Source organism: Dermacoccus sp. PAMC28757 (assembly GCF_014302635.1).
GTDB lineage: Bacteria > Actinomycetota > Actinomycetes > Actinomycetales > Dermatophilaceae > Dermacoccus > Dermacoccus abyssi.
The window spans coordinates 2,797,165-2,820,020 of sequence record NZ_CP060292.1 but is presented as its reverse complement, the minus strand read 5'-3'; the positions used below and the strand labels follow the sequence as shown (position 1 = coordinate 2,820,020).

The following is a 22,856-nucleotide window of genomic DNA, read 5'->3' as shown; positions in this document are numbered from 1 at the left end:
GACTGGCGACCATGATCAACACAGTGGGTGTCATCGGGCTCGGCACGATGGGTGCGGGCATCGTCGAGGTCTTTGCGAAGGCCGGTTTGAGCGTCATCGCCGTCGACGGTTCGGCCGAGTTGGCCGAGCGCGGCAAGGGCTTCCTCGAGAAGTCGCTCGGTCGTGCGGTGACCAAGGGCAAGCTCGACGAGGCGGCGCGCGACGAGATCGTCGGCCGCGTCTCGTTCGGCGACGACCTCGCCGCCATGAAGGACGCCGACCTCGTCATCGAGGCGGTTCCGGAGCGTCTCGAGATCAAGGAATCGATCTTCACGACGCTCGACGGCATCGTCCGGGAGGACTGCGTGCTCGCGACGAACACCTCGTCGCTGTCGATCACCGAGATCGCGCGGGCCACGAAGGTGCCGTCGCGGGTCATCGGTATGCACTTCTTCAACCCGGCGCCGGTTCAGCCGCTCGTCGAGGTCATCCGTTCCGTCATGAGCGACGAGTCGCTCGTCCAGCAGGTCCGTGAGTTGGCCGAGCGCCTCGGCAAGAAGCCCGTCGTCGTGGGCGACCGAGCCGGCTTCGTCGCCAACGCCCTGCTCGTCTCCTACCTCGCGCGCTCCATCCGCGCCTACGAGTCCGGCCTCGCGTCACGCTCCGACATCGACGCAGCCATGGCTGCGGGCGTCGGTCTGCCGATGGGCCCGCTCACGCTGTGCGACCTCGTCGGTCTCGACGTCATCCACGAGGTGTGCGGCGTGCTCTACAACGCCACGGGTGACCCCAGCGTCGCCTCGCCGTCGATCCTGCGTCAGCTCGTGACGGCCGGGCGGCTCGGCCGCAAGAGCGGTCACGGCTTCTACACCTACGACGGTGTCGGTTCCGGCACGGTGGTCGACGACGCTGCCACGACGGCACCCGCCAAGCCCCTCGAAGGCAAGGTCGGTCTCGTCGGCGAGGGGGACCTCGTAGACGCCCTCGGCTCGGAGCTGAGCGACGCCGGCGTCGAGGTCGTCCGTGTTGTCTCGGCGGACGACGCAGCCTCGCTCAAGGGCGTGGCCGTCACGCTCGCCGTTGACGCGGTCGAGCTCGACGGCGACTGCTGCGGCGGCGGATGCTGCGGTGGAGACGACGCCTCGCACGGCGACGTCGAGAGCGGCCTCGAGATCGGGGCGAAGCCGGTGCTGCGCGCTGTGCGGGACGCCATCGGTGACGCAGGCGTCATCGCTGCGCTCGGCGAGGGATCCGTCGAGACCGCGTCCACGGGCGACCCGACGATCGACGCCACCGTCGTGCCCGTCGTCCTGCACGAGAAGCAGAAGGCCGGTCAGGTGCTCGAGATCGGCCGTTCGGTCGCCATCAGCCCTGACGCCGTCGAGACCGTGCGTTCGCTCGCCGCTGCGGCCGGCTGGACGCCCGTCGTCGGTAAGGACCGTGCAGGCCTCGTCGTCGACGCGCTGCTCTATCCGCACCTCAACGACGCCGCGAAGATGCTCGACTCCGGCTACGCCACGGTCGAGGACATCGAGACGGCGATGAAGGCCGGTTGCGGTTACCCGCAGGGGCTCTTCGAGCTGCTCGACGAGGCGGGCCCGGACGACGTGCACGGTGTCCTCGCGGAGATGTACTTCGAGACCGGCGAGCAGCACCTCGTGCCCTCCCCGCTTCTGACGGAGCACCTCCTCGCGGATCGTCCCTTCCGGAACTGATGCCTCGGCGGAACCGACCCCGCCGGGACGAGACGCGCGGCGACGTCAGCGCCGCGTTCCGTCCCGTCGATGTCGTCCAGAGCTACGCCGGCGGACGCTGGACGGTGCGGGTGCTGCGGGGCAACAGCGAGGGCAAGGTCTACACGTGCCCCGGCTGCCAGCAGCAACTTGCGTCGTCGCTGCCGCACGTCGTCGTCTGGCCGATGGACCGGCTCGGTGACGTGACCGACCGACGCCATTGGCACACGAGCTGCTGGCAGGCTCGCGACCGGCGTCCGCCGCAGGGCTCTTGGCGCTGAACCACCGGACGAGGGAAATCGACATGACGATGCAGGAGATCCGCTCGAACACCGTGCTCGCCGCGCGGCGCGAGGAGATCGAGTTGCACACCGCGGACGGCCTGAAGCTCGTGGGTGAACTGGCGCTGCCGCCGTCGAACGATCCGGTGGCCACACTCGTGACGCTGCACCCGCTGCCGACGCATGGCGGCTTCATGGACAGCCATGTCTACAAGAAGGCCGCCAACCGGCTGCCGGCGCTCGCGGACATCGCGGTGCTGCGGTTCAACACGCGTGGCACGTCGTCGCCGCGCGGGACGTCGGAGGGTGCGTTCGACTCGGCTGACGGTGAGCGGTTCGACGTCGCCGCCGCCATTGAGTTCGCGGAGTTCCACGAGTCGCCGGCGCTGACCAATCGTTGGCTGGTGGGGTGGAGCTTCGGCACGGATCTGACGCTCATGCACGGGCTCGATCCGTCGATCGAGGGCGCGATCCTGCTGTCGCCGCCGCTGCGGTGGTCGCAGCCCGAACACCTCGCGGCGTGGGCCGAATCGCGCAAGCCGGTGACGGCGCTCGTGCCCGAACTGGATGACAACCTGCGCCCCGACGAGGCGCGCGAGCGGTTCGCGGCCATTCCGCAGGCTGACGTCATCGGCGTCGATGGCGCGAAGCACCTGTGGGTGGGGGAGAAGTACGTGCGGCGCGTGCTCGACGAGATCGTGCGCATCGTCGCGCCGTCGAAGCTGCCCGAGGGTGGCCTGCCAACCGAGGTCGACGCTTCGCTCGTGGTCGAGGGCTGAGTTGACACGCAAGCGGTGGGCGCCTCTGTGAGTCCGGGCACCCTTGGTGGCTGTCTCGGACCGGTTGTCGACACTGACGTTCGGCGCCGCGAGGTTCTGCACGTCGTTCTGCTACCCACTGACCGGGGCATAACCACGTGCAGAGCCACCCCAGCTTGGGTTGTGCAGAAACGACCGTTTATACACGGACTTCGGCGCGTGGCGCGGCCAACGTCGAACCGCCTGGTCAGGTCAGGCGAATCTCATGGGCGGCGAGCAAGGCTAAGAGCCGGCCGATGCCATCAGTGTGCGTCCAACACTCGGCGTTCAAGCCTGCAGATCGCGCCCCTGTGACGTTTGCCGGATGGTCGTCGATGAAGAGCAGTTCGTTGTGCGGGACACTCAGATCAGAGGCGATGTGGTTGAAGAACGCGGTCGAGGGCTTCGCTACCCCTAGGTCGCAGGAGTAGTAGGCGCCATCGAGGACCTGGCCGTAGAGCGTTCGTTCACGCATGCACGCAGCGCGATAGCTGTCTTGATTCGACGCCAGGTACGACGCGATCCCCTGATCGCGGAGCCTGGCCACGATGTCGAGTGCTGCGTGGATGAGGTCGAAGGTCCACCAGACCGACAGGACGTCTCGGACGCGATCATCTAGCCCTGCGTCATGTGCGAGCGTTCGGATGGCGGCCTCGTCGACTTTCGCTCCGGTGAGCGCTCCGGGAATCTGGGACACAACCGAAACTGCGAGGTCCCATGTGTCTAGGGGGATGCGCTGGAGAACGCCGTCGGCATCCCAGAGGATGGCGCGCGGAGTATGCATCGAACTTCTCTCGGTTGCGGGTTTCATCCGACGGGCAGGATGACTTAGAAGCGAAGGACCCGTTGTCGGTCCGTTCCCACACGATAGCGGCCCCCTACTCGCACCGCAGTTGCCGAGGTGTAGCTCTAAAAAAGAGTTTCGTACCCTCGCCACGCCCGTGGCTCGATCGACCGATTCCGCACACTCACGCCGTGTGAGTTCCAACGTTGATCACGCGCCCTTGGCTGTCCCGGTAGAAGAACCGCGTGACTCCCCACGGCTCGTCGGCCAGTGGATGAACGATCTCTACCCCGGCAGCCTCGACACGCTTGAAAGCCTCACGCACGTCATCGACGAACACCGAAACGTCGGGATTGACCGGCGCTGTGGCATCGGCGGTCATCAGACTGAGCTGATGTCCAGCATCGTCGCCCAGGGTGACGATCCATCCGTGATCCATCAGAACGTCAAGGCCCAACATGTTCCGATGCTCTTCCACAGCTCGGGCAATATCTGTGACCGTCAGGTTCGGGACGACTCGTTCAACTCTCATAGACCCACCTTGCTACACGATGGAGCTGGGTCTCTCACCTGCGCGCGTCCAGGCCGCAAGCTCGTTACCGCCCGGCTCGCGGAAGTGGAATCGGCGACCACCGGGGAAATCGAACGGTGGGACGGTGATGCATCAAGGTCGTCGAAATCGATGATCGTCAAGGGTCCTGGGGGTGCTTCGGCGGTGTCTTCCTGGAAGCCAAGTGTCTGTTCGTTGTCGAGCTGAACATCTGTGTAGTGCGGCCCGTAGGCCAGGTGCTCCCAGCCGAAGGCGGCGCGAAAAAATACCGCCGATGAGTGGGCGTCTGATGACGGGAACTCCGCCATCGTCAATCGGTTCATGACTTCGACTCTAGGGCGATAACCTGGATGCTCCAGGATGGGGGCATAAACGACGGCGGATTCAACCGGTCAACGCACCACCACCGATAGGGGATCGTGGGTGTCATGGCCGGGTTGTCGAACGAGCAGCAGGAGAACGTCTGGGCGTTGTGGGCGAAGGGTGAGTCGGTCAGGCTCATCGCCCGCACGATCGGCGTCAGCCAAACCCCAGTCCGGACGCTGCTGCGCCGCCATGGCGGAGTGAAGCCGCCGCCGCGCGCCCGGAACCGGCGGCACCTGTCGCTGAGTGAACGTGAAGAGATCTCCCGCGGCCTCGCTGCCGGCTTATCGTGCCGTGTCATCGCCGCTCGGCTGGGACGGCATCACACGAGTATCAGCCGCGAAGTCGCCCGCCACGGCGGCCCCGGCACCTATCGCGCGGCCATCGCTGACGCGGGCGCGTGGCGCAACGCGCGCCGCCCGAAACCCTCACGCCTCCACCGCGATCAGGCGCTGTCGAGCCTAGTCGCGGCGAAGCTGGAACGAGGGTGGTCACCCACCCAGATCGCCCACTGGCTACGGCGCGAACAGCAGGATTCGTTGTCGCACGAGTCGATCTACCACGCCCTGTACACCGGCCAGATCCGTGCGCCACGACAGGGAAGCCTCCTGCGATCAGGGCGATCCCTGCGCCACGCGCGCGTCGCGAAACCCCGACAACGCCGCGGCGTGTTGCGGAACATGGCATCCATCCACGATCGACCCACCAGCGTCGAAGACCGGGCCGAAGTCGGCCATTGGGAAGGTGACCTCATCATGGGCCAGCGCCCGTCCGCCGTGGCCACCCTCGTCGAACGCTCCACCCGCCTGGTGCGCGTCGTCGCCCTGCCCGACGGGTATAAGGCTGACGCCGTCAGGGACGCTCTCATCGAGAATCTCGCCGACGTGCCGCCGCAGTTTCGTCGGTCGTTGACGTGGGATCGCGGCAGGGAAATGGCCTTCCACGACCAGGTGACGCACGCCCTGGGCATGCAAGTGTTCTTCTGTGACGCCCGTTCGCCATGGCAGCGCGGCACGAACGAAAACACGAACCGGTTGCTGCGTCAGTACCTCGCGAAGAACGCCGACCTACGCTCCTTCACCCAGACCGACCTCGACACCATCGCGACGCGCATCAACGAACGGCCCCGCAAGGTCCTCGGCTGGGCCTCATCCCACGACGCCTTCACCGATAGCCTGAACACCATCAATGGTGCGTTGACCGGTTGAATCCGCCAACGTTTTTGATACGACGCCGAGCCTTGGGGTAGAAACGATGGGCTGCCTCAGTGTCCTTCAGTCGCCGGCTCGACGAGTTCGACGAGCACGCCGCCGGCATCCTTGGGGTGGATGAAGTTGATGCGGCTGCCGCCGGTGCCGATCTTCGGCGCGTCGTAGAGCAACCGCATGCCACGCTCGCGCAGCGTCGCGCTCACCGCGTCAAGGTCTGCGACGCGGTAGGCGAGTTGCTGCATGCCGGGGCCGGAGCGGTCGAGGAACTTCGCGATGCTCGACTCCGGCGACAGCGGCGCGAGCAGCTGGATGTGGCTGTGCGGGGCATCGGCCGGGCCGACGCTCATCATCGCCTCACGCACACCCTGCTCCTCGTTGGTCTCCTCGTGAGCAAGCGTCATGCCGTACGTGTCGCGATAGAAGGCGATCGCGTCGTCGAGGTCGGCCACTGCGATGCCGACGTGGTCGATCGCCTCGAACAGGTGCGTGAAAGAGCCGGTCATGACCCCACCATATGGTTTGCTGGAAACAGCGTCTTTGGTTAATGACGATTAACTCAATGTGGAGGAAGACATGACCGACACCACCGCCGTCATCGTCGGGGGTGCCCGTACCCCCATGGGTCGCCTGCTCGGCTCGCTCAAGGGTTTCTCGGGCTCCGATCTTGGCGGGATCGCCATCAAGGGGGCCCTCGAGAAGGCCGGCGTCACGGGCGATCAGGTCGACTACGTCATCATGGGTCAGGTGCTCACCGCCGGCGCCGGCCAGATCCCGGCCCGTCAGGCCGCGGTCAAGGGCGGCATCCCGATGAGCGTGCCCGCCCTGACGATCAACAAGGTCTGCCTCTCGGGTCTCGACGCGGTGGCACTCGCCGCGCAGCTCATCCGCGCCGGTGAGCTCGACGTCGTCGTGGCCGGTGGTCAGGAGTCCATGACCCAGGCGCCGCACCTTCTCGAGAAGTCCCGTGAAGGCTTCAAGTACGGCGACGTGTCGATGCGCGACCACATGGCCTACGACGGTCTGTGGGACGCCTTCACCGACCAGGCCATGGGCAACCTCACGGAGCAGGCCAACTGCGGTGATGCGCAGTTCAGCCGCGAGGAGCAGGACGCCTTCTCCGCGGCGTCGCACCAGAAGGCTGCAGCTGCCTGGGAGAAGGGCTACTTCGACGACGAGGTCGTCTCCGTCGAGATCCCGCAGCGCAAGGGCGAGCCCGTGCAGTTCAAGAACGACGAGGGTGTGCGGGCCGACACGACGGCCGAGTCCCTCGGCAAGCTGCGTCCTGCGTTCAGTAAGGACGGCACGATCACGGCCGGTTCGGCCTCGCAGATCAGCGACGGCGCCGCAGCGCTCGTCGTCATGAGCAAGGCGAAGGCCGAGGAGCTGGGGCTTGAGATCCTCGCCGAGATCGGGGCTCACGGAGTCGTCGCCGGGCCCGACTCGACGCTGCAGAGCCAGCCGGCGCGCGCCATCGCCGCCGCCTGTGAGAAGGACGGCCTTGCGCCCACCGACCTCGACGTCGTCGAGATCAACGAGGCGTTCGCGGCCGTCGGCCTCGCGTCCACCAAGGAACTCGGCCTGGATCCGGAGAAGGTCAACCCGAACGGCGGCGCCATTGCCATGGGCCACCCGATCGGCATGTCCGGAGCCCGTCTCGTTCTCACGCTGGCCCACGAACTGAAGCGTCGTGGTGGCGGGGTCGGAGCCGCTGCGCTCTGCGGTGGCGGGGGACAGGGTGACGCGCTCGTCCTGCGCGTGGCCGCGGAAGGCTGATCAGCCGTGCCGCGCGAGATCGACGTGCCCCAGCTCGTCGCGCAGATGCGCGACGGCAGCAGGCGTGCGCTCGCGCGGCTGCTGACCTGCGTCGAGAACGGACACCCCAAGCTCGAGGAGATCGGAGCAGCCATCGCGCCGCACACGGGCGAGGCGCAGATCATCGGTCTCACGGGGCCGCCCGGGGTCGGTAAGTCGACGTCGACGAACGCGCTCGTCGAGGCCTACCGCAAGGACGGCAAGACGGTGGCCGTCCTTGCGGTCGACCCGAGTTCGCCGTTCTCCGGAGGAGCTCTGCTGGGCGACCGAATCCGGATGGTCGGCCACTCAGGTGATGAGGGCGTGTTCGTCCGCTCGATGGCGACGCGCGGCCACCTCGGTGGTCTCGCGGCCGCCGCTCCGGCGGCCCTGCGGGTGCTCGACGCAGCAGGCTTCGACATCGTGCTCGTGGAGACCGTGGGCGTCGGACAGTCGGAAGTGCATATCGCGGGCCTCGCGGACACGACGATCGTCCTGCTCGCGCCCGGTGCCGGAGATTCCATCCAGGCCGCGAAGGCCGGCGTCCTGGAGATCGGTGATCTCTTCGTCGTCAACAAGGCCGACCGGGACGGTGCGCCAGCGACGGTGCGCGATCTGCGGCACATGATCTCGCTCGGCATGTCGGGTGAACCCGGTGAGTGGCGCCCGGAGGTCGTCTCCACGGTGGCCGAGAAGGCGCAGGGAGTCGAGGACGTCGTCGCGGCCGTCGAGGCACACCGGGCGTGGATGCTCGAGCACGACGAGCTGAGCGTGCGCCGCCGACGTCGGGCCGCGGGCGAGATCGAAGAGCTGGCGGTGCGGCGACTGCGCGAGCGCTGGGAACGCCCCAACGCCGAGGTGAAGCTCGACGATCTCGCTGAGGCTGTCGCTCGAGGGGTTCTGGACCCCTACGCCGCGGCGCAGGCCGTCGCGGGTTGAGGGTGAGGGGCTCGATGCGCGTCCGAAACCGCGCGAGAGCCCATGGCGGCGAGGCGTCGCCAAAGCGAGTTCTGACGTGCGTCGCCTGCCGGTATCAGCTCTGATTCCGCGGAATACCGGGGTTGTCGGCGCCGGTGCCTAGACTTGGAGGATGAAGCCTCGTACGCCCGTCATCATGCTCATCGCGGCCGCTGAGCACGCCGAAGAGATGCGGGACGAATTCGCCCACCGCTACGCTGCCGAGTACGACCTGCAACTCGCCACGACGCTCAGCGAATCGATGACGATGGCGCAGGGCCTCAACGCGCGCGGCATCCCGGTCGCGATGTTCGCCGCGACGACGCAGGTGGGCGACGCGACGGGCCTCGTCACGCTGCAGTGCCTGCATGCCGTCATGCCGGCGGCCAAGCGGGTCATGGTGCGCCTGCGCAGCGAACCGTGGGCGGTGGAGGAGCAGCGCGTCGCGCAGATCAGCGGCCAGATCGAGGCCGCGCTCCTGCTGCCGAGCGGCCCGCGCGACGAGGAGTTCCACACCGCCGTCACCGAGTTGCTCTCGGACTGGGGGTGGTCGGCGGGTGGCCCCGAGATCGAGCTCGTCAACATCGTGGCGCCCGCAGGCGACCCCAACGTCGGGGTGCTGCGCGAATTCCTCGACCGCCAGGGCATCCCAATGGGGGTCTGGCCGCCGGACGCTCCGCACGCAGCCAAGACGCTCGAGATGGCGCGTTCGCAGGGCATCGAGATCGCCTATCCGCTCGTGCGCATCGCCGAGCGCGAGGTTCACGCCAACCCTGACGTCCGTGTGCTCGGGCGCGCCTTCGGCGCCACCGTCGACGAGTTGGGCGAGGGCCACGTCGTCGACCTTGCGATCGTCGGTGCGGGCCCGGCCGGCCTCGCTGCCGCGGTGTACGGCGCGAGCGAGGGGCTGAGCACAGCCGTCATCGAGGCCGACGCCGTGGGCGGCCAGGCCGGCACGAGCTCGATGATCCGCAACTACCTGGGCTTTCCCCGCGGCATCTCGGGCATGCGCCTCGCGCAGCGCGCGCGGTTCCAGGCCACCCGGTTCGGCGCGGGCATCTACTCGGCCACCGAGGTCACCGGTTTCACGCCCGGCTATCGCGGCGAACCGCACGTGCTCGAGACCGACGACGGGCCGGTCTGCGCCCGCGCCGTTCTCATCTCGACGGGCGTGGCCTACCGTCGCCTCGGCGTCGAGGAGGTCGAAGGCTTCGTCGGACGCGGCGTGTACTACGGCGCGGCGTCGTCGGCTGCCCGCGAGTGCGAGGGCGGGCACGTCCTCGTCGTCGGCGGCGGCAACTCGGCGGGCCAGGCCGCCATCCACCTCTCACGCTTCGCGCGCTCCGTAAGCATCGTCGTGCGTCGCGACGGGCTCGCGGAGACGATGTCTGACTACCTCATCCGCGAGATCGAGGCGAACCCGCGAATCGTCGTCAAGACGAATGCGGAGATCGTCGGGGCGAGCGGCACCGATCGGCTGCAGCACGTGACGATCCGCTTCAACGAGAAGGACCAGGAGCTGACGGTTCCCGCCTGCGGGCTGTTCCTCCTGCTCGGCGCGCACCCGTGCGTCGACTGGCTCGACGGCACCGTGGCGCGTGACGCCAAGGGTTTCGTGCTCACCGGTCGTGACGTGCCGCAGGAGTTCTGGCGTGACGGGCTGCCCCCGGAAGCGCTCGCGACGAGCGTGCCTGGCGTGTTCGCCGCAGGCGACATCCGCGCCGGGTCGATGAAGCGCGTCGCCGCGGCGTCGGGTGAGGGCGCGGGGGCCGTGACGCTCGTTCACCACTGGCTCGAGGCCGTCGTGACGGGGACCTGCGACCCGGACGCCTGCGCGAGCTGATCCTGCCGGGCCCAAGACGCGACGCTCGGCGCACGCCGCGCGGGGTGGCCGACGTGCGAACCTGACTGCATCGTTCCCATCACCTTCGAGGAGATCATGATGCTCGTCGCTTTCTCCGTCGCACCGTCGACGACGGACGACCCGGACGGTTCCGTCAGCGAGGCGGTGGCCGCAGCCATCCGCGTGGTGCGTGAGTCGGGCATCCCGAACCGCACCGACGCGATGTTCACGACCCTCGAGGGGGAGTGGGACGAGTGCATGGACGTCGTGAAACGGGCCTGCGAAGCCGTCGGAGCCGTTTCGCCCCGGGTCTCACTCGTGCTCAAGGCTGACATCCGGCCCGGTTTCACCGGCCAACTCGACGCCAAGGTCGCGCGCATCGAGGAGCGACTCACGGGCGAGTGACACCTCGTCGCGCGTGGTGTGCGCCAAGCTCCCGGGCGTCAGTGGCCCGCCTTCGCGAGAACCACCGTGAGGATGGCGGCCTGATGCCGCAACCGCGCGACCGACTCCGGCTGACCGTCGCCGAGAAGACTTGCGGCCCGGGAGAGTTCGTCGATCTCGTGCTGGACGATGTCGAGCACATCGCGTGAGGTGAGGTCACACCGTTCGGCCTCTGTCGAGCCGACGCCGATGTCGGGCAACTCGCCCGATCGGACTCCGCGCTTCGTGAGCGGTACGGCCTCGGCATTGTCGATCGCTGCCAGCGTAGAACCCGGAACGTTCGTGGTATCGCAGTCGCGCATTCGCATGGCTGACGTCAGACTTTCGCGCAACGTCGTGCGCAGATCACTCGTCATGTCGCCAGGCAACGCCCCTCGCGTGAGTGGATGCAAGCTCTTTCGTCAGGGGTTGAGACGTTAGCGTTCTGCCATGGACGACTACTCCGTCGTCGCTGATCGCTACGCCATCCGCCGTCTTACGGCTGACGACGCCGCGGACATCGCGGCCGTGCACATCCGCGTCTGGCGCGAGACCTACCCGGGACTCATGGCACAGGCGGCTCTCGATGCCCTCGACGTCGAGCGCATCACCGTGAAGTGGCGCCAGATCCTCGGCGGTGACGACTCACCCCGAGTCGTCGGGGCGATCGAACGCGCCACGGGTGCCCTGGCTGGATGGATCACCGTCGGGCAGGCGCGCGACGAGGACGCTCCCGCGCCCACGGAGCTCTGGGTGCTCAACCTCGCCCGCGAGCACCAGGGGACGGGCGTCGCCCAGGAACTCATGAGGCTCGAGCTGGCGGATCGGCCCGCTTACCTGTGGGTGGTCGAGGGCAATGAGCGCGCCATTGCGTTCTACCGCCGCCACGGTTTCGACATCGACGGCGTCAGGAGGGAACAGGACGACGAGGGCAACCGCGATCTGCGGATGACGCGCCCAACTACCGTGAAGTAGGTCACACTCGTGGCGTACCGTGGTCGCCATGAACGCCTACATCGATGCCGACACATCCCACGGCAGCGGCGCGGACGGCGGTGCCACCACCCCGAGCACCGGACGCAGCGCCTGGCAGAAGCGTTATGACGACGCCGTCGCGAAGGGTCTCGTGCGCGACGCCGACTTCACGACCCTCTCGGGCGAGGAGGTCGACCCCGTCTACGGCCCCACCGACGGTGAGGTCGACCCGCGCATCGGGTGGCCGGGTGAGTACCCGTACACGCGTGGTCTGCACTCGACCGGGTACCGCGGGCGCCCCTGGACGATCCGTCAGTTCGCCGGCTTCGGCAATGCCAAGCAGACCAACGAGCGCTACCGGATGATCCTCGGCCGCGGCGGTGGCGGTCTCTCCGTCGCATTCGACATGCCGACGCTCATGGGACGCGACTCCGACGAGGAACTCTCCCTCGGCGAGGTCGGCCACTGCGGTGTCGCCATCGACTCCGTCGCCGACATGGAGATCCTCTTCGACTCCATTCCGCTCGGCGACGTCACGACGTCGATGACCATCTCCGGCCCTGCGGTTCCGGTGTTCTGCATGTACGTCGTCGCGGCGGAGCGTCAGGGTGTCGACATCGGCACGTTGAACGGAACGTTGCAGACGGACATCTTCAAGGAGTACATCGCGCAGAAGGAGTGGCTCTTCGCTCCGGAGCCGCATCTGCGCCTCATCGCCGACCTCATGGAGTACACCACCGCGAACATGCCGGCCTACAAGCCGCTCTCGGTCTCGGGTTACCACATCCGCGAGGCGGGAGCGACGGCCGCGCAGGAACTGGCCTACACGCTGGCCGACGGGTTCGGCTACGTCGAGCTCGGTCTCTCGCGTGGTCTCGACGTCAACACGTTCGCTCCGGGCCTGTCGTTCTTCTTCGATGCCCATGTCGACTTCTTCGAGGAGATCGCGAAGTTCCGTGCGGCCCGCCGTATCTGGGCGCGTTGGATGAAGGAGGAGTACGGCGCCACGTCCGAGAAGGCGATGTGGATGCGGTTCCACACGCAGACGGCGGGTGTCTCCCTCACGGCGCAGCAGCCGATCAACAACGTCGTCCGCACCGCGGTGGAGGCGCTTTCCGCCGTGCTCGGCGGAACGAACTCGCTCCACACGAATGCCCTCGACGAGACGCTGGCGCTGCCGACGGACGAGTCGGCCGAGATCGCGCTCCGTACGCAACAGGTGCTCATGGAGGAGACCGGCATCACGAACGTCGCCGACCCGCTCGGCGGCTCGTGGTACGTCGAGGCACTCACCGACAAGATCGAGGCCGAGGCCGAGAAGATCTTCGCTCAGATCCGTGACCTCGGGGAGGCAGGTGCACCGCGTGACGAGGACGGCACCGTCCGTCACGAGGTCGGCCCGATGACGAGTGGTCTCCTGCGCGGTATCGAGGAGGCGTGGTTCACCGGTCACATCGCCGACTCCTCGTTCCGCTACCAGCAGGCCCTGGAGAAGGGCGACAAGCGCATCGTGGGCGTCAACGCGCACATGGAGACGAACGCGAAGCCGCTCGAGATCCTGCGCATCAGTCACGAGGTCGAGCGTGACCAGGTGGCGCAGCTCGAGGAGCGCAAGGTCGCACGTGACGGCGCTCGTGTCCGGGAGAAGTTGGAGGCGCTCGTCGCGGCCGCGAAGACCGACGCGAACCTCATCGAGCCGATGCTGGAGGCGGCGCGCGCCGAGGCCACGCTCGGTGAGATCTGCGGGGCGCTCAAGGAACTGTGGGGCGAGTACCGGGAGCCAGCGGCTTTCTGATCGGCGCCGGGCCCGTTCTCCGCGCTGACGCCCCTCGGTGATTGCCGGGAGGGGCGCCACTCGGGGGCAGCGCTGACCGGGGGTTCGAACAGCGAGGTCCGGGGCTGTTTTTCGCTGTCGGCGATCACACGGTGACTCTGCGCGAGGGCCCTGCAAGAATGCCGTCATGACGAACCAGCCGTTGAACGCCGCGTCCCTGCGCGGCGCTGTTGACCTCTCCTCGCTCAAGAAGCCGCAGGCTGCGGCTCCCGGCAACGCGACGCCCGGCGCCCAGGGTCCGGGAGCCCCCGCGCCGTCATCGGGGCAGGCGCAAGAAGGCGGCACGTTCCGCCGCGACGGCCTGGTCGTGGACGTCACGGCGGACAACTTCCAGGCACTCGCGCAGCAGTCGATGACCCACCCTGTCATCGTCGCGGTGTGGGCTCGTTCGCAGCCCGCTTCCCAGCAGCCCATCGACGTTCTGGCGCGAGCGGTGCGTGCCCAGCAGGGGCGGGTGCTTCTCGGTGTCGCCGACCTCGACGAGGCACCCGAGATCGGTCAGGTGTTCGCGCAGTTATCGCAGCAGGCAGCGCAGCAGGGCCAGCCCGGTCAGGTTCTCGCGGCCGCTTTCGTCCAGGGCCAGCCGATCCCGATCCCGCCCGTCGTCGACGATGCGATGGGCGAGGAGATGGTCGGTCAGATCGTCCAGATCGCCGTGCAGAACGGCGTCACCGGCCGTGTGGCCGACTACGACCCGAACGCCGCGGGCGCCGCGGACGGCGGTTCCGATGCTGATGTCTCGCCGGAGCCGGAACTGCCGCCCCTTCACAAGATCGCCTACGACGCGATCGACCAGGGCGACTACGAGGGTGCCCTGGCCGCATTCGACAAGGCACTGGAGCAGAACCCCAAGGACGAGGAGGCGCGCCTCGCGCGCGGCCAGGTCAAGTTGATGCAGCGCACGCAGGGTGCCGACCTCAACGCGGCCCGTGAGGCTGCGGCGACCAATCCCGAGGACGTCGAGGCGCAGATGACCGTGGCCGACCTCGACCTGCTCGGTGGCCACGTCGAGGATGCCTTCGCCCGGCTCATCGACGTCGTCAAAGCGACGCGTGACGACGAGCGCACCCGCGTTCGCGAGCACCTCGTCGAGTTGTTCGACGTCGTCGGCGCGAGCGACCCTCGCGTCAAGAAGGCACGCACGTCCCTCATGTCGGCGCTGTACTGATCGGGTCTCGATCCGAGGGTGCGGCGCGGCGCAGGACGGACGCGGGGCCCGGTCGCCGTAAGGCGATCGTCCGATGGTCCCGTTCGGCTACCCAGCCCCACCCCTCAGCTGGATCGCTCGAGGCCTCGCCGACGTCCGTCGGCGAGGCCTCGAGCGCTTCCGTGCGTCGTCAGTCGCCGAGGGCCTGCGCCACGACCTCGCGCGCCTCGGACTGGACCTGGGCGAGGTGCTCCTCGCCCTTGAACGACTCGGCGTAGATCTTGTAGACGTCCTCGGTGCCCGACGGGCGCGCGGCGAACCACGCGCTGTCGGTGACGACCTTGAGGCCCCCGATCTTCGCGCCGTTGCCGGGCGCCTCCGTCAGCTTGGCCGTGATGGGCTCACCGGCGAGGGTGTCGGCGGTGACGGCATCCGGTGTCAGGGCGCCGAGCTTCGCCTTCTCCTCACGTGAGGCGGGCGCATCCACGCGGGCGTAGGCCGGCGCGCCGTGCTCGGCCGTCAACTCGGCGTACAGCTCGGACGGGGACTTGCCCGTCGTCGCCTTGATCTCCGAGGCGAGCAGGGCGAGCAGGATGCCGTCCTTGTCCGTGGTCCACACCGAGCCGTCGAACCGGACGAACGACGCACCGGCCGACTCCTCACCGCCGAACGGGCCCGAGCCGTCGAGCAGGCCCGGGACGAACCACTTGAATCCGACGGGCACCTCGACGAGCTTGCGGCCCAGGTCTTCGGCCACCCGGTCGATCATCGAACTGCTCACGAGCGTCTTGCCGATGAAACCGTCGCCCCACTGCGGGCGAGCGCCGCCGTAGAGGTACTGGATCGCAACCGCGAGGTAGTGGTTCGGGTTCATCAGGCCGGCGTCGGGCGTGACGATGCCGTGGCGGTCGGAGTCGGCATCGTTGCCGGTTGCGATGTCGTACTTCTCGCGCTGGGCGATGAGGGAGGCCATGGCGTTGGGGGAGGAGCAGTCCATGCGGATCTTCTCGTCCCAGTCGAGCGTCATGAAGCGCCACGTCGGGTCCACGAGAGGATTGACTACCGTGAGATCGAGGCCGTGGCGTTCGGCGATCTCGCCCCAGTAGGCGACGGCAGCGCCGCCGAGCGGGTCGGCGCCGATCCTCACGCCGGCGTTCTTGATCGCCGCCAGATCGACGACGTTGGGCAGGTCGTCGACGTACGTACCGAGGAAGTCGTACTTCTGCGCCTTCTCTGACGCCTTCGAGAAGGCCACCCGCTTGACACCGGAGAGCCCACCACGGATGTACTCGTTGGCGCGTGCCGCGATGACCTTCGTGGCATCCGAGTCGGCCGGCCCACCGTGCGGCGGGTTGTACTTGAAGCCACCGTCGGCCGGCGGGTTGTGTGACGGCGTGACGACGATGCCGTCGGCCAGGCCGGATCCGTTCGTCAGATCCTTGCCCTTGTTCGCGCGCAGGATGGCGTGGCTGACGGCGGGCGTCGGCGTGTAGCCGTCACGGTGGTCGACGAGCACCGTGACGTCGTTCGCGACGAGCACCTCGAGTGCACTCGCCCACGCAGGCTCGGACAGCGCGTGGGTGTCGCGGCCGAGGAACAACGGGCCGTCGAAGCCCTGCGAGCGGCGGTAGTCGACGATCGCCTGCGTCGTCGCGAGGATGTGCGCCTCGTTGAACGCGGTCTTGAGGCTCGAACCGCGGTGCCCCGACGTGCCGAACGCCACCTGCTGGTCGACGTTCTCAGGGTCGGGCGTCAGCGTGTAGTACGCCGTGACGAGGTGGGGGACGTCGATCAGGTCACGAGGTTCGGCCAACTGGCCCGCGCGGTTGCTCATGCCTTCATCCTGCCCTCTTTGAGCGGCGACGTAAACGCCCGAACCGATGCCCCGAGCGAGGCGGGGCGGACGCGATGAGGCCGGCCGCACCCCTGGCGGGTACGGCCGGCCTCATGCGCTCGATCGAGCGGGTCGTCAGTCGCGCTGACGCGTCTGGTCGGCGGCGTCGCGAGCCTCGTCGTCGGGGCCCCAGCGGCCACCCTCGACGTCCTCGTCGAGGCCGCCACCGGGCGTGCCGGTGATGTCCTTGAGGTGCTCGACGGGCTCGTCACCCGTCTCGTCCTCGCCGGCCGGCGTGAAGGCACGCTCGCGCGCCTTCGACTCGGTCTGCTCGACGTCGAAACCACCCTCGTCCGCGTGGTCGACGGGGTGCGTCGCCGGGACGCCGGTACGCGAACGCGCCTGCTGGTCGCCGGCCGCTCCCTGAGCGTCCTCGGCCTGCGCGCCGCCACGCGAACCGTCGAGCGGCTGATCGAGTGCGCCCGGGTTGCCTGCGGCGTCCTCGAGCGGCGCGCCCGCGATGAGGGCCTCGGACGGCTGCTTGTCGGACGAACTCGTCGCTGCGTTCTGGTCACTCATCGTGTTCTCCTGTCGTGCCGTTGCGGTGGACGATGAATCGGCGCCACTGGCCTGCTCGGTAGCGGTGTGCGCAGCCACCTGCGTCATGTCGGGGCGCGTTGCCGGCTCGAACCACACCACGCCGAGCGGCGGCATGGTGATCTCGGCCGAGTACGGCTGCCCGTCCCACGGAATTTCCTCCGCGACGACGGAACCGAGGTTTCCGACTCCGGAACCACCGTACGCCTGGGCATCGGTGTTGAGGATCTCGTTCCAGGTGCCCGCGTGTGGCAGACCGACGCGCACGTTCTCGTGCGGCGATCCGGCAAAGTTGGCCGCCACGGCGACGACGGGGCGGTAGCCGTCGGACTCCGCCTCGGCGAAGCGGAGCCACGTGTAGGCGTTGCGGTCGGCGTCGTCGGCGTTGATCCAGCGGAAGCCCTCACCCGAGTGGTCGAGAGCCCACATCGCCGGGCGCTCACGGTAGGCCCGGTTGAGATCCTTCATCATCGCGTGGACGCCGTAGTGTGCCGGCTGGTCGAGGAGCCACCAGTCGAGGCTGCGCCCGTCGGCCCACTCGGCCTCCTGCGCGAACTCCGAACCCATGAAGAGCAGCTGCTTGCCGGGGTGGGCCCACATGTACGCGAGGTAGGCGCGCACACCGGCGAGCTGCTGCCAGCGATCACCGGGCATCTTGCGCAGCAGGCTGCCCTTGCCGTGCACGACCTCGTCGTGGCTGACGGGCAGCACGAACTGCTCGCTGAACGCGTAGACGAGCGCGAACGTCAGGTCGTGGTGATGATGCTGACGGTAGATCGGCTCACGCGCGACGTAGTCGAGCGAGTCGTGCATCCAGCCCATGTTCCACTTCAGGCCGAAGCCCAGGCCGCCCGAATCGGTCGAGCGGGTGATGCCCGGCCACGACGTCGACTCCTCGGCGATGATGACGGCTCCCGGCGTGCGCTTGTACGCCGTCGCGTTCGTCTCCTGCAGCAGCTGCACGGCTTCGAGGTTCTCCTGGCCGCCGAACTTGTTCGGCACCCATTCGCCGTCCTTGCGGGCGTAGTTGAGGTACAGCATCGAGGCGACACCGTCGACGCGCAGACCGTCGGCGTGGAACTCCTCGAGCCAGTACAGCGCGTTGGCGACGAGGAAGTTGCGCACCTGCGGGCGGCCGTAGTCGAAGATGTTCGAACCCCACTCGGGGTGCCAGCCCTTGCGCGGGTCCGGGTGCTCGTAGAGCGCCTGGCCGTCGAAACGGGCGAGCGCCCACTCGTCGGTGGCGAAGTGACCTGGCACCCAGTCGAGGATGACCCCGATGCCCTCCTGGTGGAGGCGGTCGACGAGGAACTTGAAGTCGTCCGGGTCGCCGAAGCGACTGTTGGGCGCGTAGTAGCTCGTGACGTGGTAGCCCCAGCTCGGCGGGTAGGGGTGCTCCATGACGGGCATGAACTCCACGTGCGTGAAGCCAAGGTCCTTGACGTAGTTGACCAGGTGTTCGGCGAGGTCACGGTAGCTCTGCCCCTGACGCCAGGAGCCGAGGTGGACCTCGTAGGTCGACATCGGGCCGTGGTGGGGGTCGGTCTCCGCGCGCTTCGTCATCCAGGCCGAGTCGTTCCACTCGTAGTGCGAACGCGTCACCTTCGAGGCGGTGGCGGGCGCCGTCTCGGCGAGGCGGGCCATCGGGTCGGCCTTGGCGCGACGGACGCCGTCGCTGCACAGGATCTCGAACTTGTAGGCGGTGCCCTCGTGCACGTCGGGCACGAAGAGCTCCCACACACCGGAATCGGAGAGCGTGCGCATTCCGTGGCCGACACCGTCCCAGTGGTTGAAGTCGCCGACGACGCGCACGGCCTTGGCGTTGGGCGCCCAGACCGCGAACGACGTGCCGGTGACGTCACCCATGACGCTCGGGTAGGTGCGCACGTGCGCACCGAGCACGTTCCACAACTCCTCGTGACGACCCTCACCGATGAGGTGGAGGTCGATCTCGCCGAGCGTCGGCATGAAGCGGTACGGGTCGTCCCCGCGCTGCTCCGCGCCGTCCTCGTAGGTTGTGAGGATGCGGTAGTCCGGCATGTGCTCGCCCGCGGTGGCGCCCACCCAGATGCCCTCGTGCTCGTGTGTGAGCTCGACGCGCTGATCGCCCATCTCGACGGCGACCGTGCGTGCCATCGGACGCACGACACGGAACGTGATGACGCCGTCGGCGACGTGAGCACCGAGGACGCGGTGCGGGTCGCGGTGTTCACCGGCGAGGACGGCGTTCAACTCGTTCGTGTCGACCGATGCGGGACGCACCTCGCCGCCGGAGCGTGCGGTGTCCATTCCGAGGGCCGAACCGGCCTGAGTCGCCAGCTCCTTGGTTGCACCGACGACGCTGCTCACGACCCCGGTTCCTGCGGCGTCGGGCTTGCTGCCCGGCTCGGCGACGGTGGTGTCATCGGTTGCGGGGACGCCGCGCGTCGTGACGGGCGGGGGAGTGTTCTCGGAGTTCATGGTGCTCCTTTCGTCGGTGCCCGCAGCCGCGTTGCCGATGTGGGCGAGCGGCGTGACGGGGTGCGCGCTCATGGCGTGCACTTCGGAGGCCTGCGGTGCGGCCTCGAGGATCCGGACGACGGCGTTCGCGGGGATGCTGAGCCAATCCGGACGGTTGCGGGCTTCGTAGGAGATCTCGTAGAGCGCCTTGTCGAGCACGAACAGATCGAGCAGGTCGCGGGGGACGGAGGCGCCGGCCTCACGCTCGTAGCCTTCGAGGAACGCCGCCTGCGTCGCGTCGACCCAGGCGCGGCGGTCGCCGTCGGCGCCCGGCTGCTCGTTCTCGATCGTGCCTCCGGCGTAGTCGAAGGAACGCAGCATGCCCGCGACGTCGCGCACGGTGACGTCGGGGTTCGTTCGTTCGCCGAGCGGACGCAGCGGCTCGCCCTCGAAGTCGAGCAGCACCCACCCGCGCTCGGGTACGTCGAGCACCTGACCGAGGTGGTAGTCGCCGTGGATGCGCTGGAACGCCGGCCACGTCGCGCCGCGGCTCGCCTCGATGCGGGCGGAGACGGCCGTCGTGTGCTGCGCCAGGTGCTCGGCCTCGTGGAAGGCAGCGGCCGCGCGCTTGTGCATCTCGTCGACGAGGTCGCTGATGCGGTTCGCGTCGGGCTCGGCCGTCGGCAGAACCTCGGCGAGGGTGCGGTGGACCTCAGCCGTCGTGCGGCCCAGGGCGCGGGCTCCCTCGGTGAAGTCACGGTTGTCACGAGCGGCTTCGAGGGCCTCGCGCCATGCGTCACGCACGTTCGGCAGGAACTCCTGCGCGAACGCGAGGTCGGCCGTCACGCGCTCGCGGCTGTGGCGACCCTCGCTGTACGAGCCGGCCAGCGACGCGTAGAGGGCCGGCACGTGCTGGTTGCCCGCCGCGGTGAGGGCGTTCGTGATCTCGATGTCGGGGTTGGAGCCGACGTGGAGCACGCGGAAGAGCTTGGCGATGAGCTGCGAGCCGTCGTCGAGCGTGTAGATGATCGACGTGTTCGACTGCTCGCCGCTGAGCACCTTCGCGCTGCGCATGCGGGGCAGCCCCGCCCCGCGGGGGCTGGGGCGGCCCTTGACGGTCATCTCGACGACGCCGTCGCTGCGCTCCTCCTCCGTGCCGGCGTTGACCATGACGTCGAGCAGAGCCGCCGCGAACACCGGGTCGTGCGGGCCGTCGTAGAAGTACCGCGTGCCGAGGACGGAGTGCTCGGACGTGCCGATGAGGGCGTGCTCCAACTCCGGTACCCGCTCGCCGCGGTAGGTGACGGGGATCTGGTAGGTCGTGTTCTCGCCGGACGTGACGTCCCGCAGGAACATGATCTCGACGCCGACCTGACCGCTCGGGTCGGCCAGCCGGAAGGCGCTCGTCCGGTGGAACTGCGGCGTGCCCCCCTTGCCCTGGAACCAGCGCTGCTTCGCCGCCCATGGGCCGACGAGGTCGATCTTGCCGGGCTCCATCGAAGCGTTCGAGTGGATCTCGGCCACCATCAGCCGTCCTCCTTCAGCACGTCGAGCAGTTCGGAGGCGTCGGCCTCGGCGCTGCCCTTGGTGGCGGGGAACTCGGCGTCCGCGCTCACGTCGGACTCGATGGCGAGCCAGTAGAAGCCGCGCGAACCGAGCATGACCTCGAGCGTGCCGTCCTCGCGGACCGCGCCGAAGCCCTGACCGCCGAAGATGTCGGTGAGCTCGGCGCCGGCGAACTTCTCACCGACCGTGATGCGAGCACCCTGCGGGCGCGACGACAGGTTGTTGACGCACAGCAGGTGCTTGGCCGAGTCCTCGGACTTCGCGTCGTCGTCCGACATCGAGCGGGTGTAGGCGAGCACGGCCTCGTTGTCGGCCGGCGTGACGACGAAGTCGCCCATGCCGAACGCCGCGTGGCGCGAGCGTACGGCGAGCATGCCGCGCGTCCAGTGCAGCAGCGAGGAGTTGCTGGCCATCTGCGCCTCGACGTTCACCGTGGAGTAGTTGTGCACGAGGTTCTGGATGACGGGCAGATACAGCTTTCCCGGGTCGGCCGTCGAGAAACCCGCGTTGCGGTCCGGCGTCCACTGCATCGGCGTGCGGACGGCATCACGGTCGTCGAGCCAGATGTTGTCGCCCATGCCGATCTCGTCGCCGTAGTACAGGCACGGCGAGCCCGGCAGCGACAGCAGGAGCGCGTTGATGAGTTCGATCTCGGCGCGGCTGTTGTCGAGCAGGGGAGCGAGACGGCGGCGGATACCGACGTTCGCGCGCATGCGCGGGTCCGGTGCGTACCAGCCGTACATGGCGGCGCGCTCCTCGTTCGTCACCATCTCGAGGGTCAACTCGTCGTGGTTGCGCAGGAAGGTGCCCCACTGCGTGCCCTTGGGGATCGGCGGGGTGTCGGCGAGCACGTCGATGATCGGCGCGGCCTTCTCCTCGCGCAGCGAGTAGTACAGGCGCGGCATGACGGGGAAGTGGAAGCACATGTGGCACTCCGGATCTTCCTCGGTGCCGAAGTAGTCGACGACCTCGTGCGGCATCTGGTTGGCCTCGGCGAGCAGAACGCGTCCGGGGTACTCCTCGTCGACCATCCGACGAAGGCGCGCGAGGAACTCGTGCGTCTTCGGGTGGTTCTCGCCGTTATGGCCCTCTTCCTCGAAGAGGTACGGCACGGCGTCGAGACGGAAACCGTCGATGCCCATGTCCATCCAGTAGCGGACGATGTCGAACATCTCCTCCTGAACGGCCGGGTTCTCGAAGTTGAGGTCCGGCTGGTGGGAGAAGAAGCGGTGCCAGAAGAACTGGCGGCGCACGGAGTCGAAGGTCCAGTTGGACTCTTCGGTGTCGACGAAGATGATGCGCGCCTCGGAGTACTTCTCGTCCGTGTCCGACCACACGTAGTAGTCGCCGTACGGACCTTCCGGATCCTCGCGGCTCGCCTGGAACCACGCGTGCTGGTCGCTCGTGTGGTTCATGACGAAGTCGGTGATGATGCGGATGCCGCGAGCGTGGGCCTGCGCCACGAGCTCCTGGAACTCGGGCAGCGTGCCGAACTCGGGCAGCACCTGCTTGTAGTCACTGATGTCGTAGCCGCCGTCGCGCAGCGGCGAGGCGTAGAACGGGGGCAGCCACAGGCAGTCGACGCCCAGCCACTGCAGGTAGTCGAGCTTGCCCATGAGGCCGGAGAAGTCGCCAGAACCGTTGCCGGTGGAGTCGCTGAAACCGCGCACGAGCGCTTCGTAGAAGACGGCCTTACGGAACCACTGGGGGTCGTGCTTGAGCCCGGGCTGGTGGAGTCCAAGTCCCTGCATG

At 68.1% G+C, this 22,856-nt stretch carries 19 protein-coding genes; 11 read left to right on the top strand and 8 right to left on the bottom strand.

Features of this window, described 5'->3' with window-relative positions:
* The first annotated feature begins 11 nt into the window (after positions 1–11).
* Genes H7F30_RS13350 through H7F30_RS13340 form a run of 3 tightly spaced genes read left to right on the top strand, consistent with a single transcriptional unit; the run spans position 12 to position 2,772 of the window.
* Complete coding sequence (locus H7F30_RS13350) at positions 12–1,694, top strand: 3-hydroxybutyryl-CoA dehydrogenase (protein WP_187035674.1); 1,683 nt, start codon at positions 12–14, stop codon at positions 1,692–1,694.
* Positions 1,694–1,993, top strand: coding sequence for a hypothetical protein (locus H7F30_RS13345; protein WP_047310241.1), 300 nt, complete (start codon positions 1,694–1,696; stop codon positions 1,991–1,993). The genes H7F30_RS13350 and H7F30_RS13345 overlap by 1 nt, the downstream gene beginning before the upstream one ends.
* 23 nt (positions 1,994–2,016) lie before the next feature.
* Positions 2,017–2,772 carry an alpha/beta hydrolase gene (locus H7F30_RS13340; protein WP_187035672.1) on the top strand — a complete coding sequence of 252 codons (756 nt, stop codon included), beginning with the start codon at positions 2,017–2,019 and terminating at the stop codon, positions 2,770–2,772.
* A gap of 226 nt (positions 2,773–2,998) precedes the next feature.
* On the opposite strand, the gene H7F30_RS13335 is transcribed toward H7F30_RS13340, so the two are convergent.
* The 3 genes from H7F30_RS13335 to H7F30_RS13325 form a co-directional block, all read right to left on the bottom strand.
* Entirely contained in the window at positions 2,999–3,574 is a 576-nt protein-coding gene (locus H7F30_RS13335; protein ID WP_187035670.1) for an HAD-IA family hydrolase, read from the bottom strand.
* Positions 3,575–3,758: 184 nt separating this feature from the next.
* Positions 3,759–4,106 (bottom strand): VOC family protein, encoded by a 348-nt coding sequence (locus H7F30_RS13330; protein WP_187035668.1) that lies wholly within the window; start codon positions 4,104–4,106, stop codon positions 3,759–3,761.
* On the bottom strand, positions 4,103–4,447 hold the full coding sequence (locus H7F30_RS13325; protein ID WP_222617810.1) for a hypothetical protein: 345 nt from the start codon (positions 4,445–4,447) through the stop codon (positions 4,103–4,105). Before H7F30_RS13325 ends, H7F30_RS13330 begins: the two co-directional genes overlap by 4 nt.
* 105 nt (positions 4,448–4,552) lie before the next feature.
* Here H7F30_RS13325 and H7F30_RS13320 point away from each other — a divergent pair, with 105 nt between their 5' ends.
* Positions 4,553–5,695 (top strand): IS30 family transposase, encoded by a 1,143-nt coding sequence (locus H7F30_RS13320; protein WP_187035666.1) that lies wholly within the window; start codon positions 4,553–4,555, stop codon positions 5,693–5,695.
* A 56-nt stretch (positions 5,696–5,751) separates the two neighbouring features.
* Here H7F30_RS13320 and mce read toward each other — a convergent pair whose 3' ends face one another.
* Entirely contained in the window at positions 5,752–6,201 is a 450-nt protein-coding gene (mce, locus tag H7F30_RS13315) for a methylmalonyl-CoA epimerase (RefSeq protein WP_187035664.1), read from the bottom strand.
* 70 nt (positions 6,202–6,271) lie between these two features.
* On the opposite strand from mce, the gene H7F30_RS13310 reads away from it, so the two are divergent.
* The 4 genes from H7F30_RS13310 (at position 6,272) to H7F30_RS13295 (ending at position 10,694) form a co-directional block, all read left to right on the top strand.
* Complete coding sequence (locus H7F30_RS13310) at positions 6,272–7,471, top strand: acetyl-CoA C-acetyltransferase (protein WP_187035662.1); 1,200 nt, start codon at positions 6,272–6,274, stop codon at positions 7,469–7,471.
* 6 nt (positions 7,472–7,477) lie between these two features.
* On the top strand, positions 7,478–8,428 hold the full coding sequence (gene meaB / locus H7F30_RS13305; protein ID WP_231579544.1) for a methylmalonyl Co-A mutase-associated GTPase MeaB: 951 nt from the start codon (positions 7,478–7,480) through the stop codon (positions 8,426–8,428).
* 151 nt (positions 8,429–8,579) lie between these two features.
* Complete coding sequence (locus tag H7F30_RS13300) at positions 8,580–10,289, top strand: FAD-dependent oxidoreductase (RefSeq protein ID WP_187035661.1); 1,710 nt, start codon at positions 8,580–8,582, stop codon at positions 10,287–10,289.
* Between the two features lie 99 nt (positions 10,290–10,388).
* Positions 10,389–10,694, top strand: coding sequence for a thiamine-binding protein (locus H7F30_RS13295; protein ID WP_187038069.1), 306 nt, complete (start codon positions 10,389–10,391; stop codon positions 10,692–10,694).
* Positions 10,695–10,732: 38 nt separating this feature from the next.
* Here H7F30_RS13295 and H7F30_RS13290 read toward each other — a convergent pair whose 3' ends face one another.
* The gene (locus tag H7F30_RS13290; RefSeq protein ID WP_222617809.1) at positions 10,733–11,089 is read right to left on the bottom strand and encodes a hypothetical protein; all 357 of its coding nucleotides are present in this window, start codon (positions 11,087–11,089) and stop codon (positions 10,733–10,735) included.
* 73 nt (positions 11,090–11,162) lie between these two features.
* Between H7F30_RS13290 and H7F30_RS13285 the strand changes: the two genes are divergently transcribed.
* The 3 genes from H7F30_RS13285 to H7F30_RS13275 all read left to right on the top strand — a co-directional run bounded on the left by H7F30_RS13285 (position 11,163) and on the right by H7F30_RS13275 (position 14,689).
* Complete coding sequence (locus H7F30_RS13285) at positions 11,163–11,687, top strand: N-acetyltransferase (protein ID WP_187035659.1); 525 nt, start codon at positions 11,163–11,165, stop codon at positions 11,685–11,687.
* Between the two features lie 28 nt (positions 11,688–11,715).
* Entirely contained in the window at positions 11,716–13,482 is a 1,767-nt protein-coding gene (locus tag H7F30_RS13280) for a methylmalonyl-CoA mutase (RefSeq protein WP_187035657.1), read from the top strand.
* Positions 13,483–13,648: 166 nt separating this feature from the next.
* Positions 13,649–14,689 carry a tetratricopeptide repeat protein gene (locus H7F30_RS13275; RefSeq protein ID WP_187035655.1) on the top strand — a complete coding sequence of 347 codons (1,041 nt, stop codon included), beginning with the start codon at positions 13,649–13,651 and terminating at the stop codon, positions 14,687–14,689.
* A gap of 169 nt (positions 14,690–14,858) precedes the next feature.
* Here H7F30_RS13275 and pgm read toward each other — a convergent pair whose 3' ends face one another.
* The 3 genes from pgm to treS all read right to left on the bottom strand — a co-directional run bounded on the left by pgm (position 14,859) and on the right by treS (position 22,855).
* Positions 14,859–16,502, bottom strand: a complete 1,644-nt coding sequence (gene pgm, locus H7F30_RS13270) for a phosphoglucomutase (alpha-D-glucose-1,6-bisphosphate-dependent) (protein ID WP_187035653.1) — start codon at positions 16,500–16,502, stop codon at positions 14,859–14,861.
* A gap of 135 nt (positions 16,503–16,637) precedes the next feature.
* Positions 16,638–21,065, bottom strand: coding sequence for a 1,4-alpha-glucan branching protein GlgB (gene glgB, locus H7F30_RS13265; protein WP_187035651.1), 4,428 nt, complete (start codon positions 21,063–21,065; stop codon positions 16,638–16,640).
* Positions 21,065–22,855 (bottom strand): maltose alpha-D-glucosyltransferase, encoded by a 1,791-nt coding sequence (treS, locus tag H7F30_RS13260; RefSeq protein WP_187035649.1) that lies wholly within the window; start codon positions 22,853–22,855, stop codon positions 21,065–21,067. The genes glgB and treS overlap by 1 nt, the downstream gene beginning before the upstream one ends.
* Between the last annotated feature and the right edge of the window lies 1 nt (position 22,856).